This window comes from Opitutus sp. sgz309028 (genome assembly GCF_059821195.1).
In genome coordinates this window covers 1,319,214-1,333,986 of record NZ_JCAMRR010000002.1, presented here as the reverse complement: position 1 = coordinate 1,333,986, position 14,773 = coordinate 1,319,214, and the positions used below count along the sequence as shown (strand labels likewise).

Here is a 14,773-nt window from a genome sequence, read left to right as displayed (position 1 = left end):
TCCGCGGGCTTTTTTTTGGCCAAACGGGATTTGCGGAATTCGCTTTGGCGACTGAACTCGTTTTCCCCACGCTGCTTCGCCGCATGAACCGCCCACGCCACTTTGATGGGGCTTCCCCGTCGCTCGTCGGAAAAATTTCCGCCGAAATGACGCGGCAGCTTTTTCGGTCGGCGGGGTTCGGTTTGTTTTCGCATTTCGCGCTGGCGCCCCTGCTCGTGCTCGGTGTCGGCGAACGCGCTCCCGGTTGGTGGCACGCGATCTGGCTAGGCGCGATCCTACCTCTTTCGTTGGCCCGACTGGCGCTTAACATGGCCTTTGTGCGGCGAGCCCCGCCCGTCGCCCAACTGCCAGCGTGGCGTCGCCGCTTCATTGCCGGCGCCGCGGCCGCCGGGATGCTTTGGGGTCTCGCCGGCTGGTTCTATTTCGCCGCCGACGGTCTCATGTCACAGCTGCTGCTCTGCATGATTCTGGTCGGCCTCAACGCTGGCGCCGCGCGATCGCTCGCCGCCGTGCCGACGAGCTTTCTTCTCTTCGTCGCCGCCACGCTGAGCCCGATCGCCGTTCGTTTCGCCCTGATCGATGACGGTTGGGTAGTGACGCTGGCGATCGTCACGTTCGGCCTGTTTCTCCTCCACACGACGCGGCTGCATCATGCGGACCTGCGTCGCTCCTGGCAGCTGATTTTCGAAAACGAAGACCTGGTTGCCACGCTCAGCGCGGCCAAGGAACGCGCCGACGCCGCGAACCAGGCGAAGAGCGATTTCCTCGCGACGATGAGTCACGAGATCCGCACCCCGATGAATGGCATCCTCGGCATGCTGCAGGTGCTGCACGGCTCCGTCCTGACGTCCGACCAGCGCAAGCAGCTCTCCATCGCCGCCAGCTCGGCCGACATGCTCATGCGGCTCCTGAACGACATTCTGGACTTCTCGAAAATCGAAAGCGGCAAACTCGATTTCGAAGCGATCCCGTTTTCGCCGCGCGCGGCCATCGACGAGGTCGTGGCGCTGCTCCGCGGTCGCGCGCACGAAAAACACATCGCGATCGCCGTCGACGTCCCCGAGAATCTGCCGGACCGTCTCGTCGGAGATCCCGGCCGGTTGAAACAGGTCCTGCTGAATCTCACCGGCAATGCGATCAAGTTCACGGAAAACGGAAAGGTCTGCGTCCGCGCCGCCGTGGTGCGCCGCGTCGATCAGAGCGTGACGCTGCGCTTCCAGGTGAGCGACACCGGGATCGGCATCGACGCCACGACGCGCGAGAAACTGTTTCTGGCGTTCTCCCAAGGCGACAGCTCGATGAGCCGCCGCTTTGGCGGCTCGGGCCTCGGCCTCGCGATCTCCCAGCGCCTGGTACAGCAAATGGGCGGCTCGATCGCCGTGGAGAGCGCGCCCGGCCAGGGTTCGGAATTTTCTTTCGAGATCACCTTGCCGGTCGCCGTCGACGAAATCCGCCGGAGCTCCCGGCACGCACGGCCGACCGTGAAGGCCGGCTCACTGCGGGGACGCGTGTTGGTGGTGGAGGACGACCGCGTGAACCAGCAGGTGATCAAGCTCATGCTTTCGCGCCTCGGCGTGAGCAGTGAGATCAAAGACGACGGTCTTTCCGGAATCGCCGCCGCCGAAAGCGGCCGGTGGAACGCGATCCTCATGGATTGCCAGCTCCCGGGCGTCGACGGTTACGAGGCTACGCGGCGCATTCGCGGCCGGCTCGATGGCCAGCGCCTGCCGATCATCGCGCTCACCGCCAACGACCGGGCGGAGGATCGCCAGGCCTGCGCCGCCGCGGGAATGGACGATTTTCTCACGAAACCGGTGCGCCAGGACGAATTGCACGCCTGCCTGGCGAAATGGCTGCAAGACTGAGGATCCGCGTATCCGCATTTTCACTTCGATCCGGTTTCACGGCTCGAGCCCTCCGGCCGCCGGCGCCGCGGAGTCTGCGACCGGCACATCGATCGGCTCGACCTCACCCGCCCAGATCCGGCGGTAGACGACGTGATCGGGGGGCGGGATCCGGCGCAGCTCAAATTTCCGGGCGCTCACGTAGTCCAAGCCATAATGATACGCCGCCGCGAGGAGCGGCAGCGAGAAGTGCCCCTGCCGGTGCAGCACCCCGCGCGTGTGCGCAAGATAATCGATCCCCACGGACACGTTCTCGCGCCAGTCCCAGACCGTGGGTTCGTAGGGTTTGCTGGAAACGGTCTGCCAGGCTGCGGGCGTCAGCTGCATCAGACCTCGCGCCTGGCCGTTTTGCGCCCGCGCGTCGAAGTTGGATTCGGCCGCCACCAGCGCATAGACGAATCCGGCGGAAAGCCGGTAGCGCGCAGCGCGCGGCTGAATCTCGCGCCACACGTCCGCACGTGTCGGTGCCGCTGCGATGGGATCGGGAGCTGTGACACGCTCCGGACGCGAGCATCCGATCAGGAAGCACGCCACGATCCGCCAAACCCATTGCACGGCCCCGAACGTGCCCGATGGATATTTGGGTTACAACGCCCGAAAAACGACCGCGGCATTCTGGCCGCCAAAACCGAGATTATTGCTCAACACGGTGCGGACCTTCGCTTCGCGCGCCTGGTTTGGCACGTAGTCGAGATCGCACTCCGGATCCGGATTCTCGAGATTGATCGTGGGCGCGATCCGACCGGTCTGGATCGTTTTCACGGCGATGATCGATTCGATGCCTCCGGCCGCGCCGAGCAGGTGGCCGGTCATCGATTTCGTCGAGCTGACCGGCACCCGGTGCGCGTGCTCGCCGAAGACCTTCTTGATCGCGAGCGTTTCGAACTTGTCGTTGTAAGGCGTGCTGGTGCCGTGAGCGTTGATGTAGTCGATACTCTCCGGCGCGGCCGCGGCGCTGGCCAGCGCGCGCGTCATCGCCATCGAAAGCCCCTTCCCTTCCGGATCCGGCTGCGTGATGTGATACGCATCGCACGTCGCCGCATACCCCGCGAGTTCACAATAAATCCGCGCTCCGCGCGCCTGCGCGTGATCGAGCGATTCGAGCACGAGGATACCCGCACCCTCGCCCATCACGAAGCCGTCGCGGTCCTTGTCGAACGGCCGGCTCGCGGCCTGCGGTGCATCGTTGCGTGTGCTCATCGCCTTCATCGACGAGAAGGTCGCAAACGCAAACGGCGTAATCGCCGCTTCGCTGCCGCCCGCGATCATCACGTCGGCATCGCCGCGACGGATCGTGTGCGCCGCTTCGCCGATCGCGTGCGTGCCGGTCGCGCAGGCGGACACGACACCGTAGTTGGGACCGCGCGCGCCGAATTCGATTGCGACGAGGCCGGAGCAGATGTTGCCGATCAGCGCGGGAATCGTAAACGGCGAGACCTTGCGCGGACCGCGCTCGGCGAGAACCTTGAGCTGCGACTCGTAGGTAAACATTCCGCCGATACCGGAGCCGATCATGACGCCGAAACGGTCGAGATCCTCCTTCGTCGCATCCAAGCCTGAATCGTTGAACGCCTGCTTCGCCGCGGCGAAACCGAAGTGCGTGTAGCGATCGTTGCGCCGCGCCTCCTTCGGGTCCATGAAGGCGGTCACGTCCCAACCTTTTACTTCCGCGCCGATCTGGCAGGGAAAATCCGTGGGATCGAAAACCGACACGCGATCGATGCCGCATTTTCCGGCCAGCAAGCTGGACCAAAAGCTTTCGACGTCGTGTCCGATTGACGTCACGACACCGAGGCCGGTCACCACCACGCGACGCGAGACAGCTGGAGTTTCCATGGGGAGCGTAAGGTCCTAAAAACAAAAAGGCGCCCTGCCAGACATTTCCGCGCGGGAAACAGGCAGAACGCCAAAAATTCGGAAGGGAATGATCAGGACTGACCGGCCTTGCCCTTGATGTAATCGATGACCTGGCCCACCGTCTGGAGCTTCTCGGCGTCGGCTTCGGGGATCTCGCCCTTGATCTCATCCTTGAACTCCTCCTCGAAGGCCATGATGAGCTCGACCGTGTCGAGCGAATCGGCGCCGAGATCGTCGAGGAAAGAGGCGGTCGGCGTCACCTGCTCTTCATTCACATTGAGCTGGTTGACGATGATCTCTTTGACGCGTTGTTCGATGGTTTTTTGATCGGCCATGTTGATTGAAATAGTGCGGCAGAATGCGTTGGGGCAGCCTTCACATCGCCATGCCGCCGTCAACGGCAAAAACTTGCCCGGTGATGTAGCTCGCCTCCTCTGAACAGAGGTAGGCCGTCATGTTCGCGATGTCCGCCGCTTCGCCGAAACGTTTGAGCGGAACGGCCTCCAAAATCTTCGCCGACATCTCCGGATTGTTCACGAATTCCGTGGTCATGTCGGTCTTGATGAACCCGGGGGCCACGGCGTTCACCGTGATGCTCCGGCTCGCGAATTCGCGCGCCAAGGTCTTGGTCAGGCCGATCATGCCCGCTTTCGCCGCCGCGTAGTTGGCCTGGCCGGCGTTGCCGAGGATGCCGCTCACCGACGTGATGTTCACGATGCGTCCCCACCGCGCGCGCGTCATCGGCCGCGCGAGCGCTTTCGTCCAATGGAAGCAGCTCGAAAGATTCGTCGCGATGACGTCGTTCCAATCCGCTTCGCTCATGCGAAACAGCAGACCGTCCCGGGTAATGCCCGCGTTGTTAACGAGGATGTCGATCGCGGGAAATTCCCCAAGCAGGCTTTCCGCGGCTTTCGCGACCGCCGCGCCGTCGGCCACGTCGACCGCGAGGGCCTTCGCCTTCCCGCCCGCCGCCGTGATCGCGGCCGCCGTCGCGCCGCACGAGTCGGCGGATTTCGACACGCAGATGACCGTCACGCCGTGACGCGCGAGCGTTTCCGCGATCGCTTTTCCAATGCCGCGACCGGCACCGGTCACGAGAGCTGTGCGAGAGTTGAACGTGAGCATGAAGAAAGAGTAGCGAGAAGTGAGGAGTGGGTAGCGAGGAGAAAAACGGACGCGCGGCGAGCGCGAGCGAAACGACGCAAATCAACGAGCACCGGAGTCGGACGCACTCGATGCGCGCCCGATTTTACCCGCGAATCCGTCATCAATACACGTCGCGCTGGTAACGTTTGTCTTTCTTCATCTGCTTCACGTAGTCCGCCGCGGCGGCCGCTTCCATGCGGCCTTCCTGCGCGATCACATCGTGCAGCGCCACGTCCACGTCCTTCGCCATGCGCTTGGCGTCGCCGCAAACGTAAAAATACGCGCCTTTCTCGATCCACGCCCACAGCTCCTTCGCGTGCTCGCGCATGCGGTCCTGGACGTAGATCTTGTGCGCCTGATCGCGCGAGAAGGCCGTGTCGAACCGCGTGAGTTTCCTCTGTTCGAGCAGCGCTGCCCACTCTTCCTCATAGAGGAAATCCGTCGCGCGATGCTGGTCGCCGAAGAACAACCAGTTTCGTCCCGTCGCTCCAGCGGCCACCCGATCCTGCACGAACGCGCGGAACGGCGCGATGCCCGTGCCCGGCCCGACCATGATGACGTCCTTCGCGAGATCCTCCGGCGGCCCGAAATGCGAATGCGACACAAACACCGGCGTCTCCGTGGTGCCGACTTGCACGCGGTCCGCGAGGAAACTCGAGCACACGCCCACGCGTTCGCGACTGTTTGTCGTGTAACGCACCACCGCGATCGTGAGATGAATCTCAGTCGGATGCACCTTGGGCGACGACGCGATCGAATAGAGCCGCGGCATCAGTTTGCGTTGATGATCGACCAATTCCTGCGGCGTGAGCTTTGCACTCGGAAACTCCGTCAACAAATCCACGTATTCGCGCTCCTGCAGAAACGCCGTCAGCACATCCTTCGACTCCGGCGCGAGCAGACCGAGCAGCTTGGCCTTCTCACCTGGATCGGTCGCTTTCGCCGCCAGCGTGCCGACGATTTTCGCGGTCGGCGCCGCGAGGGAGAGACGCTCCTTCAGCGCTTCGCGCAAGCTGATCGGCGACGCCAGCCGCAGCATTGCCGGAGAAACGAGTTCGTCGCCCGTCGCATCGAGCCGTTGCAGAATCTCTTCGACCTCGGAATCGCGATTCGACGGGAACACGCCCAGCGAATCGCCCGCCTTGTAGTGCAGTCCGCTGCCGGCGACGTTCACGACGAAATGCCGCGTTTCCTTCGCGGAGCCAGGCTTCGTGAGCAGCCGGTTTTCGGTCACCTTCGCAGGGAACGGATGATCTTTCGAGTAAGGGTGAGCGGCAGAAGGCGCGGACATGGATTTTTATTGAAGAAACCCCGCAGCGGCACTGGCAAGCCGCATTCGTGTCGCCAAGCTTGCGCCGCCCGCGGAATTTCCGCCCACTCTGTTCGTTTATGTCGTCTGCTGAACCCATCCGCCTGCAAAAATTCCTCGCCGACGCCGGCATCTGCTCCCGCCGCGCGGCCGAGGCGCTGATTGCGCAGGGGCAGGTTTGGGTCAACGGCGAGCCGGCCGCGCTCGGTCAGAAAATCACGCCGGGCGTCGACCGCGTCACCACCGGCGGCAAGACCGTCCGCACCACGGCGCAGCCCCGCGTGACGCTCGCCGTGCACAAGCCGCGCGGCCTGGTCTGTTCCAACGACGACCCGCACAATCCCGAAACCATTTTCAGCGTGCTGCCGCGCGAGTTCGCGAAGCTGCGCTTTTTCTGCGCCGGCCGCCTCGACAAGGACAGCGAGGGACTGGTGATCCTCACGACCGACGGCGATCTCGCGCATCGCTTGATGCACCCGTCCAACGTCGTCGTGAAACGTTACCACGTCATTCTCGAAAAGCCGTTCCCCGCGCGCCGGCTTCCCGCGCTCGTGAAGGGTGTGGTTTTCGAGGGCGAACGCCTGAAGGTGGAACGGGCCGCTCTCGTGAATCCCTCCGCCGGCAACGAGTCCGCGTCGCTCGACGTGCACATGCACCACGGCAAGAAACGCGAGATCCGGCTGTTGTTCACCACGTTGGGTTATCCGGTGAAGCGACTGAAGCGTTACCAGATCGGAGGCTTCCGCTTGAAAGGCATCCCGCTGCGCGCCATGAAAAAAATGACACCCGGCGAGATCGATTGTCTTTTTCACACGCCGCAAACTCCGCGCGCGGAACTGCAGGCGACCGCCGCCCATCCCGAAAATTTCCATGAAGACTAAACTCGCGCTCCTCGTATTCCTCGCGTCCGCCGCCGGCCTCCTCGCCGCGCCTCTCCCCGCGACGACCGCCGTGCACGCGAAGCCGAACGCCGATTCGCCCGCGATCACTTTCCTGAAAGCCGGCACCGAACCCGCCGTCGTTCAGGATTCGCTCGCCTCCACGCCGTCCGGCTGGCTCGCGGTCGAACTCCCCGGCCCGTTCGAGGCGTATGTCCACAACAAGGACATGACCAAGGATCTCGAGGTTCGCGCCGGCGCGACCTTGCACACCGCGCCGGACCCGGATTCGGCCGTGCTCGCGACGATGGAGCCCGGCGACAAAACGGAGATCACCGGTCTGCACGGCCGCTGGACGCAGGTGCGGCTCGAGAAGAAACTCACCGGCTACATCCATGTCGGCGCCACGGAAGTCGCGCATGTTTCCGATCCGGCCAAACCCGCGGCATCCCCCGCCCCGCTCGCGCCGGCGCCCGTCGCTCCGACCGCTCATGGCACCGCCGCCGCCGGCCAGCCGGCCCCCGTCGTCAATCTGAGCGAAACCAGCAACGCTTCGCTGCCGCGCCTGTTCCAGGGCAAGTTCGTCTCCACCCGCAGCCCGTTCAAACCGCGTCGTCCGTATGACTGGGCGCTCAACGACGACGCCGGCAAGCGCTACGCATTCCTCGATATCAGCAAGCTGCTCCTCACCGAACAGATCGAGAGCTACGCCGACCGCGTCGTGGTGGTCTACGGCGTTGCGCGGCCGATTCCGAACTCCAAGGACATCGTCATCGCGGTCGAGAGCTTGCAGCTGAAGTAAACGCGATTCTCCGGCGCGAGCGAGCTGGCACAGGCGCGCAAATTTTCGCTTCGTGCGGCTCGTCGGTTTCGCGCTCCTTCTCTTTTCCCATGACCCTGATTGACGGAAACCAAATCGCCGCCGCGATCGTCGCGGAGCTGAAAACCGAAGTCGCCGCGATCCCCGGCCGCAAACCCTGCATCGCGCTCGTCCGCGTCGGCGAGGATCCCGCGTCGGTTTCCTACGTGAAGAAAAAGGAAAAGACCGCCGCCGAGATCGGCATCACGAGCCGCATCATCCTTCCGCCGGTTTCCATTTCGCAGGAGGAGCTGTTCAAGCTGATCGACGACCTCAACGCCGATACGACCGTCGACGGCATCCTCGTCCAGTCGCCGCTGCCGAAGCACATCGACGAGGTCGCGGTCTTCCGCCGCGTGTCCGCCACCAAGGACGTCGATGGTTTCAACACGCTGAATCTCGGCAAGGTCGCGCAGGAGGATCCGACCGGTTTCGTCGCCTGCACGCCCGCCGGAATCATGGAGCTGCTCGCGCGCAGTGGCGTCGATCTGAAGGGCAGACACGTCGTCGTCCTCGGTCGTTCGCTCATCGTCGGCAAACCCGTCGCGCTGCTCGCGCTGCAGAAGAAAACCGGTGCCAACGGCACCGTCACCATCTGCCACTCCGCCACGAAGGACCTGCCCGCCATCACGCGCCAGGCGGACGTGCTCATCGCCGCGATCGGACGCGCGGAGTTCGTCACCGCCGACATGGTCAAGCCCGGCGCCGTCGTGATCGACGTGGGCATCAACCGCGTGCCCGACGCCACCAAAAAGACCGGGTATCGACTTACTGGAGACGTTCACTTCCCGAGCGTATCGCCGCTGGCGAGCCAGATCACGCCCGTGCCGGGCGGGGTCGGCCCGATGACAGTCGCGATGCTGATGAAGAACACGTTGAAGGCCTTCCGGCAGAATTCTGGCGCTTGAGCGCGGCTCCTCCCCGCACTTGCTCCTGTATCCTCAATTCCTTTAGCTCGCGCGAATGGCTGCCCCTTCAATCCTGGTCGTCGACGATCAGCCCATCAACGTCCAGCTGTTGAAACGAAAGCTGGAGCGCGAGGGCATCCAGGTCGCCGCCGCTTACAACGGCCTCGAGGCGCTGGACTACGTCAAGAAGGAGAAGCCCGATCTCATCCTGCTCGACGTGATGATGCCCGACATGGACGGCATCGAGGTTTGCCAGCGGCTGCAGGCCGACGAGCAGACGCGCTCGATTCCGATCATCTTCATCACCGCCCGCACGTCGAAGGAAGGAAAGATCGAGGGCCTCAGCGTCGGCGCCGTCGACTACATCACGAAACCCATCGACCTCGACGAAACCCTCGCGCGGGTGCAAACGCAGCTGCGCTTCGTCGCGATCAATCGCGAGATGGTCGACCTGCAGCGCCGCCTCGTGGAAGCGCGCCGCGCCGCAACCATCGGCGCCGTTACGCAGGGCATCGCCCACAATCTGAACAATCTCCTCGGCGTCGTGATCGGTTACCTCGACCTGATCAAGGCCTACTATGACAAGCCCGAGCAGGTGAAAAAGAACGCGCTGCACGTCGAGGAAGCCGTGCACCGCATCGTTTCGATCATCAAGCAGCTCAGCTCGCTGGTGGTGAAATCGCGGCCGCCGCTCTCGAAGGGCAATCTGCAGGTGCTGCTCGAAAGCAGCATCGCGCGGTTTCGCTCGGAGTATAAGCTCACGGCGCCGGTCACGATCGACAATCCGCTCGGCGAGCTCGTGTTCGACACGAACTACGAAGTCTTCGAGGAGGTCCTCTCCAAGGTGCTGATCAACGCCTGGGAAGCCTACGACAACCGGCCCACCGATCCACGCCCGATCACGATTCGCACGCGACTCGTCGAAAAGCCGGACGAGGGCAAACTCATCGAGATTCGCGTCGAGGATTCCGGCCACGGACTCGACCCCGAAATCCGCGATCACGTTTTCGAGCCGTTCATCAGCTCCAAGCACACCGTCGGCGTCGGCATGGGTCTCACCATCGCGCGTCACGCCCTGCGCAACCTCGGCGGCGAAGCGAGCGTGATCGACCGCGACGGCGGCGGTGCGTGCGCCGTCCTGGTTCATCCACTCGAGCCGCGCAAGCCGCGCCGTCCCGCCACCGAGGCCTGATCGCGCGTCGCGCCGGCAAGAGGCCGCCCGATCTTCCGCATGTCTCCTTCATCGACGACCTCCCGCCTCGCCTTTCTCGGCACGGGTAACATGGCCGCCGCCATCGTGGATGGCCTGATCGCCCGCGATTCCTCCGCGCGCACCCGCATCGCGTGCCTCGGCGGACAGGGCCAAACCGCGGCCACGCTCGCGCAACGCACCGGCATCCGCCTGGCTTCGTCGCTGGAGGATCTGCTCGGCGCCGCGGACGTCGTGATCGTCGCGTTCAAACCGCAGCACCTCGCCGCCGCCGACCCGCGACTCGCGGACCTTACGGCGGGCAAGCTCGTGATTTCCGTCCTGGCGGGGAAACGGCTCGCCACCCTCGCGAAAACTTTTCCCCGCGCCCGCAATCTCGTGCGCACCATGCCGAACACGCCCGCGGCGATCGGCGCCGGCATCACACCTTACTGCGCCCTCCGCGCGCTGGAAAACGCGGATCGCGCCGCGGTCGAATCGCTGCTCGGCGCCTGCGGTTCCCATCTTGAAATCGGCGAGGAACACATGAACGCCGTCACGGCGCTGAGCGGCAGCGGCCCGGCCTTTTTCTTCGAATTCGTCGCCGGTCTCCGCGACGGCGGCATCGCTGGCGGCCTGCCGCCGGATGTCGCCCTGCGACTCGCATTCGAGACCACACTCGGCGCCGCCAAGCTGCTCGCGCACCGCGGAGTTGATCCCGAAATTCTACGCAATCAGGTTACTTCGCCCAACGGGACTACGTTCGCGGGCTTGAAGAAACTCGAAGCCGGAAATTTCCGCGGACTCCTTCGCGACACGCTGCTCGCCGCCAAGGATCGCGCGGCCGAGCTTTCCGCAGACTGACACGCTCAATCCGCCCGCAGCACGACCAGATCGTCGGCGTGCAGCCCGCAATGGACGCGATCGCCGCGGTGGATCGCTTCCAGCAGGGCGCTTTCGTTCGCCACCACCGCCTCGAACTTCGATCCGGAATCGGTGATCAACGTCAGGTGATCCACCGCTCCCTTGAAGATTTCCTCCTCCACGCGCGCGGGAAACGAGATCTCGGCCACGACCGGCGTTTTCGAGACGTGCAACTTCTCGGGCCGGATCGACAGCACCACGCGCTTAGCCGCCGCCGGCCAGCAACTCGCGGGCAATTGCAACTCGAGACCGCCCTCCATGCGCACGCGCACGGTTGCCTCGTCGCGCGCCAGCAGCTCCGCCGGCAAGAGATTCGATTGTCCCACAAAGCCCGCGGCAAACGTGGTCGCCGGCGCATGGTAGATGTCCTGCGCCGTCCCGAGCTGTTCGATCCGCCCGCGATTCACGATCGCGATGCGGTCGCTCATTGTCAGCGCTTCCTCCTGATCGTGCGTGACGAAAATGAACGTCACGCCGAGCTGGCGTTGTAGGCGCTTCAACTCGAGCTGCATCGACTGCCGCAACTTGGCGTCCAGCGCCGAGAGCGGCTCGTCGAGCAACAGCACCTCCGGCCGCGGCGCGAGCGCGCGGGCGAGCGCCACGCGCTGCCGCTGGCCGCCGGAAAGTTGGTGCGGTTTCCGCTCCTCGAAACCGTCGAGCGACACCAGCGCAATCGCCTCACTCACCCGCCGCTCGCGCTCGGCCGCTGGCGTCTTCTGCATGCGCAGCCCGAAGGCCACGTTCTCGCGCACCGTGAGATGCGGGAACAACGCGTAGCTCTGAAAAACCTGGTTCACGTTCCGGCGATACGGCGGCGTATCCGTGACATCATGACCGCCGAGAAACACGCCACCCGCATCCGGTGTTTCGAAGCCCGCGATCAGCCGCAGCAGTGTGGTTTTCCCGCAGCCGGAAGGTCCCAGCAAAGTCAGGAATTCCCCGGCGCGCACCGCGAGGCTCACGTCCTCGACGGCGGCAAACGCGCCGAAGCGCTTCGTCACGCCGCGAAGCTCGACCATCGGCGTCATCACGTCGCGCCCGCTCCGCGGCGCTGCAGCAGCCAGTAACTCACCACGAACATCAGCGTGAAGACCACGCCGAGCGCCGCACCGAAGGGCCAGTCCCGCGCTTGGAAAAACTGATTCTGGATCACGTTGCCGATCATCGGCACCCGCGCGCCGCCCATCAAGTCGGTGATCGCGAACATGCCGATCGCCGGCACGAACACGAGGAGGATGCCCGCGTAAAACCCCGGCTTCGTCAACGGCACCACGACTTCCCAAAACACACGCCACGGTCCGCACCCCAAATCATGCGCCGCCTCGAGCAGCGAGCCGTCGAGCTTTTCCGCACTGCTGTAGATCGGGAGGATCATGAACGGCAGATAGGTGTAAACCAGCCCGATCACGACCGCCACCGGCGTGTAAAGCAGCTCGAGCGGGGCCGCGATCAATCCCGCATACTGGAGCAGCGCGCTCAGCAAGCCGTCGCTTTTCAAGATCGTGATCCACGCATACGTGCGGATGAGAAAACTGGTCCAGAAGGGAATCATCACCAGCAGGAGCAGCCGGTGACGCCATTTTTCGGATACGCGCGCGATGAACCACGCGACCGGAAAGCCCGCCCCGATGCACACCAGGGTGGTCAGCGCCGCATACCAGATCGACCGGCCGAAGATCCGCAGATAAACCGGATCGAACACGCGCGCATAGCTCTCGGGCGAAAAGCTGAACACCACCCGGCCCAGCTCGTCGCGCTGACAAAAGCTGTAGAACGCGAGAATACCCGTCGGCACGACGACGAACGCCGCCAGCCAGAGCAAGAGCGGCGCGAGCATCAGCCACGCCGCCCAACCTGGTCGTCGCCGCGCCATCATCGTGACGTCATCCGCGCTCATGCTTCCTCGCGCTGGCGGGATGGCTTCCGCGATCGTGACGCACGTCGTCGTTCGCTCCTCACTGCGCGCTCTTCAGATCCGTCACGAGCTGATCGATGGCGGCCGCGCCTTTGCCGATGTCGCGAAACGTATTGTATTTCTCGATCTTCGGGTAGCTCGCCGGATTGCCGAGCTGCTCCGGGGTGAGCAGCTGGCGCGCGGCGAGATTCGGATTCGTATAGGGAAACTCGTCGGAGATCAGTTTGCTCACCTCCGGCCGCAGGATGTAGTTGAGAAATGAATGCGCCGCGTCGCGGTGCTTCGCCCCGGCCGGAATCGCCAGCACGTCGACAAACGGGTGCGCGCCTTCCACCGGCAGGATGTAGGCGAACTTCCTGTCCTCCTCGTAAAGCCGCGCGGCCTCGCCGCTCCAGACGACGCCGAGATCGACGTCGCCGCTCAACAGCGCGGTCTTGGGACTGTCGGAATCGAAGACCTTCACGAGCTTGATCCATTCGGCGAGCACGGGACGGACTTTCGCGAGATTCGCGGGCGTGATGTCGTTTTGATCGAGGCCGAGCGTGACGAGCACCCAGCTGACCAACTCGCGGTTGTCGTTCACGGCGACGATGCGGTTCTTGAATTTCGGTTGAAAGACATCGCGGTAGCCGCGGATCGGTTCTTTCACGACCGCGGTGTTCACCACGATGCCGACGGTGCCGATCATATACGGCACGGTGAACCGCTGCTGCGGATCGTGCGGCATGCCGAGAAATTCCGGCGCGATGTTCTTCAAATTCGGCAGCTGCCCGGCGTCGAGCGGGGCGAGGAGCTTGTGCTTGATCAGGGTCTCCCCGATGTAGTCCGGCGGCTGGATCAGATCGTAGTCCCCGCCACCGGCGAGCAGCTTGGCGAGCATTTCCTCGCCGGAAGCGAAGGTCTCGTAGTTCACCTTGATGCCGGTCTCCTTGGTGAAGCCGTTGATCACCGACTGCGGCACGTATTCGGACCAGGCGAACAGGTTCAGTTCCGGAGCCGCTCCGGCCGTCGAGGCGGCCAGCAGCAAGGCGGAGGAAAGCGCGCGGAGGAGTTTCATGAGCGGTGGAGTTTCTTGAGGTGGTGGGAAAATAAAACCAACGCGACAGCGAACAGCACAAACAGCGCCGAGAGCGCGTTCAGCATCGGATTCAACCCGATCTTCGCCATGCCAAACACCCGCAGCGGCAGCGTCGTCGAGGCGGGATTGGCGGTGAAATACGTGACGATCACCTCGTCCATCGAAAGCGTGAACGCCATCAGCGCCCCCGACAGAATCGCCGGCCGCAAACACGGCACAGTCACCGACCAGAACGCCCGCAGCGGCGTCGCTCCCAAATCGAGCGCTGCCTCCTCCAGCGCGGGATCCAGGCCGGCGAGTCGCGCCTGCACCGCCACGAGCACGAACGGAAAACAAAACGTGACGTGCGCGATCACGACCGTGGCGAAGCCCAGTTTCATCCCGATCGTCGCGAAAAACACCAGCAGGCTGATGCCCATGATGATTTCCGGCATCATCATCGGGACGCCGACGAGCGTCTGAATCGCGCGCGAGCCGCGGAATCGGTAGCGGTGCAGCAGCCATGCGCCCACGGTGCCGACGACGACCGAGATCAAGGTCGTGAGGCTGGCGACCACGAGGCTGTTCTTCAGCGCGCGCATGAGCGGCGCGTTGTTCGCGAGCTGCTCATACCATTTCAGCGTGAAGCCTTCCCAGACGAGATTGAGCCGCGACGTGTTGAACGAATACGCGATCAGCACTGCGATCGGCAGATAGAGGAACGCGAACACGACCACGGTCCACGACGCAAACACGCCCCGGACCAGACGAAGGCCCGTGAAACGACGAAAGCGCGGCGGCGTGGACATCGGCCCGCGAGATTTGCG

At 64.0% G+C, this 14,773-nt stretch carries 15 protein-coding genes; 6 read left to right on the top strand and 9 right to left on the bottom strand.

Features of this window, described 5'->3' with window-relative positions:
- Positions 1 to 146 precede the first annotated feature (146 nt).
- Positions 147 to 1,865 carry an ATP-binding protein gene (locus AC6RV7_RS11250; protein WP_500094072.1) on the top strand — a complete coding sequence of 573 codons (1,719 nt, stop codon included), beginning with the start codon at positions 147 to 149 and terminating at the stop codon, positions 1,863 to 1,865.
- A 36-nt stretch (positions 1,866 to 1,901) separates the two neighbouring features.
- On the opposite strand, the gene AC6RV7_RS11245 is transcribed toward AC6RV7_RS11250, so the two are convergent.
- From AC6RV7_RS11245 to AC6RV7_RS11225, 5 genes are all read right to left on the bottom strand, one after another.
- Entirely contained in the window at positions 1,902 to 2,459 is a 558-nt protein-coding gene (locus AC6RV7_RS11245; RefSeq protein ID WP_500094071.1) for a lytic transglycosylase domain-containing protein, read from the bottom strand.
- 30 nt (positions 2,460 to 2,489) lie between these two features.
- On the bottom strand, positions 2,490 to 3,740 hold the full coding sequence (gene fabF, locus AC6RV7_RS11240) for a beta-ketoacyl-ACP synthase II (RefSeq protein ID WP_500094070.1): 1,251 nt from the start codon (positions 3,738 to 3,740) through the stop codon (positions 2,490 to 2,492).
- A gap of 92 nt (positions 3,741 to 3,832) precedes the next feature.
- Positions 3,833 to 4,096: an acyl carrier protein gene (gene acpP / locus AC6RV7_RS11235; protein ID WP_500094069.1), complete on the bottom strand. Its 264-nt coding sequence runs from the start codon at positions 4,094 to 4,096 to the stop codon at positions 3,833 to 3,835.
- Between the two features lie 40 nt (positions 4,097 to 4,136).
- On the bottom strand, positions 4,137 to 4,886 hold the full coding sequence (gene fabG / locus AC6RV7_RS11230; protein ID WP_500094068.1) for a 3-oxoacyl-[acyl-carrier-protein] reductase: 750 nt from the start codon (positions 4,884 to 4,886) through the stop codon (positions 4,137 to 4,139).
- A 142-nt stretch (positions 4,887 to 5,028) separates the two neighbouring features.
- Entirely contained in the window at positions 5,029 to 6,198 is a 1,170-nt protein-coding gene (locus tag AC6RV7_RS11225) for a sulfite reductase subunit alpha (RefSeq protein ID WP_500094067.1), read from the bottom strand.
- A 98-nt stretch (positions 6,199 to 6,296) separates the two neighbouring features.
- On the opposite strand from AC6RV7_RS11225, the gene AC6RV7_RS11220 reads away from it, so the two are divergent.
- The 5 genes from AC6RV7_RS11220 (at position 6,297) to proC (ending at position 10,914) form a co-directional block, all read left to right on the top strand.
- The gene (locus AC6RV7_RS11220) at positions 6,297 to 7,097 is read left to right on the top strand and encodes a pseudouridine synthase (RefSeq protein WP_500094066.1); all 801 of its coding nucleotides are present in this window, start codon (positions 6,297 to 6,299) and stop codon (positions 7,095 to 7,097) included.
- Positions 7,087 to 7,896 carry an SH3 domain-containing protein gene (locus AC6RV7_RS11215; protein ID WP_500094065.1) on the top strand — a complete coding sequence of 270 codons (810 nt, stop codon included), beginning with the start codon at positions 7,087 to 7,089 and terminating at the stop codon, positions 7,894 to 7,896. The genes AC6RV7_RS11220 and AC6RV7_RS11215 overlap by 11 nt, the downstream gene beginning before the upstream one ends.
- Before the next feature lie 89 nt (positions 7,897 to 7,985).
- A complete protein-coding gene (gene folD, locus AC6RV7_RS11210) occupies positions 7,986 to 8,861 on the top strand; it encodes a bifunctional methylenetetrahydrofolate dehydrogenase/methenyltetrahydrofolate cyclohydrolase FolD (RefSeq protein ID WP_500094064.1) in 876 nt (291 codons plus the stop codon).
- Positions 8,862 to 8,916: 55 nt separating this feature from the next.
- A complete protein-coding gene (locus AC6RV7_RS11205; RefSeq protein WP_500094063.1) occupies positions 8,917 to 10,053 on the top strand; it encodes a hybrid sensor histidine kinase/response regulator in 1,137 nt (378 codons plus the stop codon).
- Positions 10,054 to 10,092: 39 nt separating this feature from the next.
- Positions 10,093 to 10,914, top strand: a complete 822-nt coding sequence (gene proC / locus AC6RV7_RS11200; protein WP_500094062.1) for a pyrroline-5-carboxylate reductase — start codon at positions 10,093 to 10,095, stop codon at positions 10,912 to 10,914.
- Positions 10,915 to 10,919: 5 nt separating this feature from the next.
- Here proC and AC6RV7_RS11195 read toward each other — a convergent pair whose 3' ends face one another.
- Genes AC6RV7_RS11195 through AC6RV7_RS11180 form a run of 4 tightly spaced genes read right to left on the bottom strand, consistent with a single transcriptional unit; the run spans position 10,920 to position 14,755 of the window.
- On the bottom strand, positions 10,920 to 12,002 hold the full coding sequence (locus tag AC6RV7_RS11195; RefSeq protein WP_500094201.1) for an ABC transporter ATP-binding protein: 1,083 nt from the start codon (positions 12,000 to 12,002) through the stop codon (positions 10,920 to 10,922).
- Positions 12,002 to 12,871 carry an ABC transporter permease gene (locus AC6RV7_RS11190; protein ID WP_500094061.1) on the bottom strand — a complete coding sequence of 290 codons (870 nt, stop codon included), beginning with the start codon at positions 12,869 to 12,871 and terminating at the stop codon, positions 12,002 to 12,004. Before AC6RV7_RS11190 ends, AC6RV7_RS11195 begins: the two co-directional genes overlap by 1 nt.
- Positions 12,872 to 12,929: 58 nt before the next feature.
- A complete protein-coding gene (locus AC6RV7_RS11185) occupies positions 12,930 to 13,946 on the bottom strand; it encodes a polyamine ABC transporter substrate-binding protein (RefSeq protein ID WP_500094060.1) in 1,017 nt (338 codons plus the stop codon).
- Positions 13,943 to 14,755, bottom strand: a complete 813-nt coding sequence (locus AC6RV7_RS11180) for an ABC transporter permease (protein ID WP_500094059.1) — start codon at positions 14,753 to 14,755, stop codon at positions 13,943 to 13,945. Before AC6RV7_RS11180 ends, AC6RV7_RS11185 begins: the two co-directional genes overlap by 4 nt.
- Between the last annotated feature and the right edge of the window lie 18 nt (positions 14,756 to 14,773).

Bases quoted from the DNA above. Each gene is read 5' to 3' on its own strand.
- AC6RV7_RS11250 (WP_500094072.1), top strand. From the start codon at position 147: ATGACGCGGCAGCTTTTTCGGTCGGCGGGGTTCGGTTTGTTTTCGCAT.
- fabF (WP_500094070.1), bottom strand. From the start codon at position 3,740: ATGGAAACTCCAGCTGTCTCGCGTCGCGTGGTGGTGACCGGCCTCGGT.
- acpP (WP_500094069.1), bottom strand. From the start codon at position 4,096: ATGGCCGATCAAAAAACCATCGAACAACGCGTCAAAGAGATCATCGTC.
- fabG (WP_500094068.1), bottom strand. From the start codon at position 4,886: ATGCTCACGTTCAACTCTCGCACAGCTCTCGTGACCGGTGCCGGTCGC.
- AC6RV7_RS11225 (WP_500094067.1), bottom strand. From the start codon at position 6,198: ATGTCCGCGCCTTCTGCCGCTCACCCTTACTCGAAAGATCATCCGTTC.
- AC6RV7_RS11220 (WP_500094066.1), top strand. From the start codon at position 6,297: ATGTCGTCTGCTGAACCCATCCGCCTGCAAAAATTCCTCGCCGACGCC.
- AC6RV7_RS11215 (WP_500094065.1), top strand. From the start codon at position 7,087: ATGAAGACTAAACTCGCGCTCCTCGTATTCCTCGCGTCCGCCGCCGGC.
- folD (WP_500094064.1), top strand. From the start codon at position 7,986: ATGACCCTGATTGACGGAAACCAAATCGCCGCCGCGATCGTCGCGGAG.
- AC6RV7_RS11205 (WP_500094063.1), top strand. From the start codon at position 8,917: ATGGCTGCCCCTTCAATCCTGGTCGTCGACGATCAGCCCATCAACGTC.
- proC (WP_500094062.1), top strand. From the start codon at position 10,093: ATGTCTCCTTCATCGACGACCTCCCGCCTCGCCTTTCTCGGCACGGGT.
- AC6RV7_RS11195 (WP_500094201.1), bottom strand. From the start codon at position 12,002: ATGACGCCGATGGTCGAGCTTCGCGGCGTGACGAAGCGCTTCGGCGCG.
- AC6RV7_RS11190 (WP_500094061.1), bottom strand. From the start codon at position 12,871: ATGAGCGCGGATGACGTCACGATGATGGCGCGGCGACGACCAGGTTGG.
- AC6RV7_RS11185 (WP_500094060.1), bottom strand. From the start codon at position 13,946: ATGAAACTCCTCCGCGCGCTTTCCTCCGCCTTGCTGCTGGCCGCCTCG.
- AC6RV7_RS11180 (WP_500094059.1), bottom strand. From the start codon at position 14,755: ATGTCCACGCCGCCGCGCTTTCGTCGTTTCACGGGCCTTCGTCTGGTC.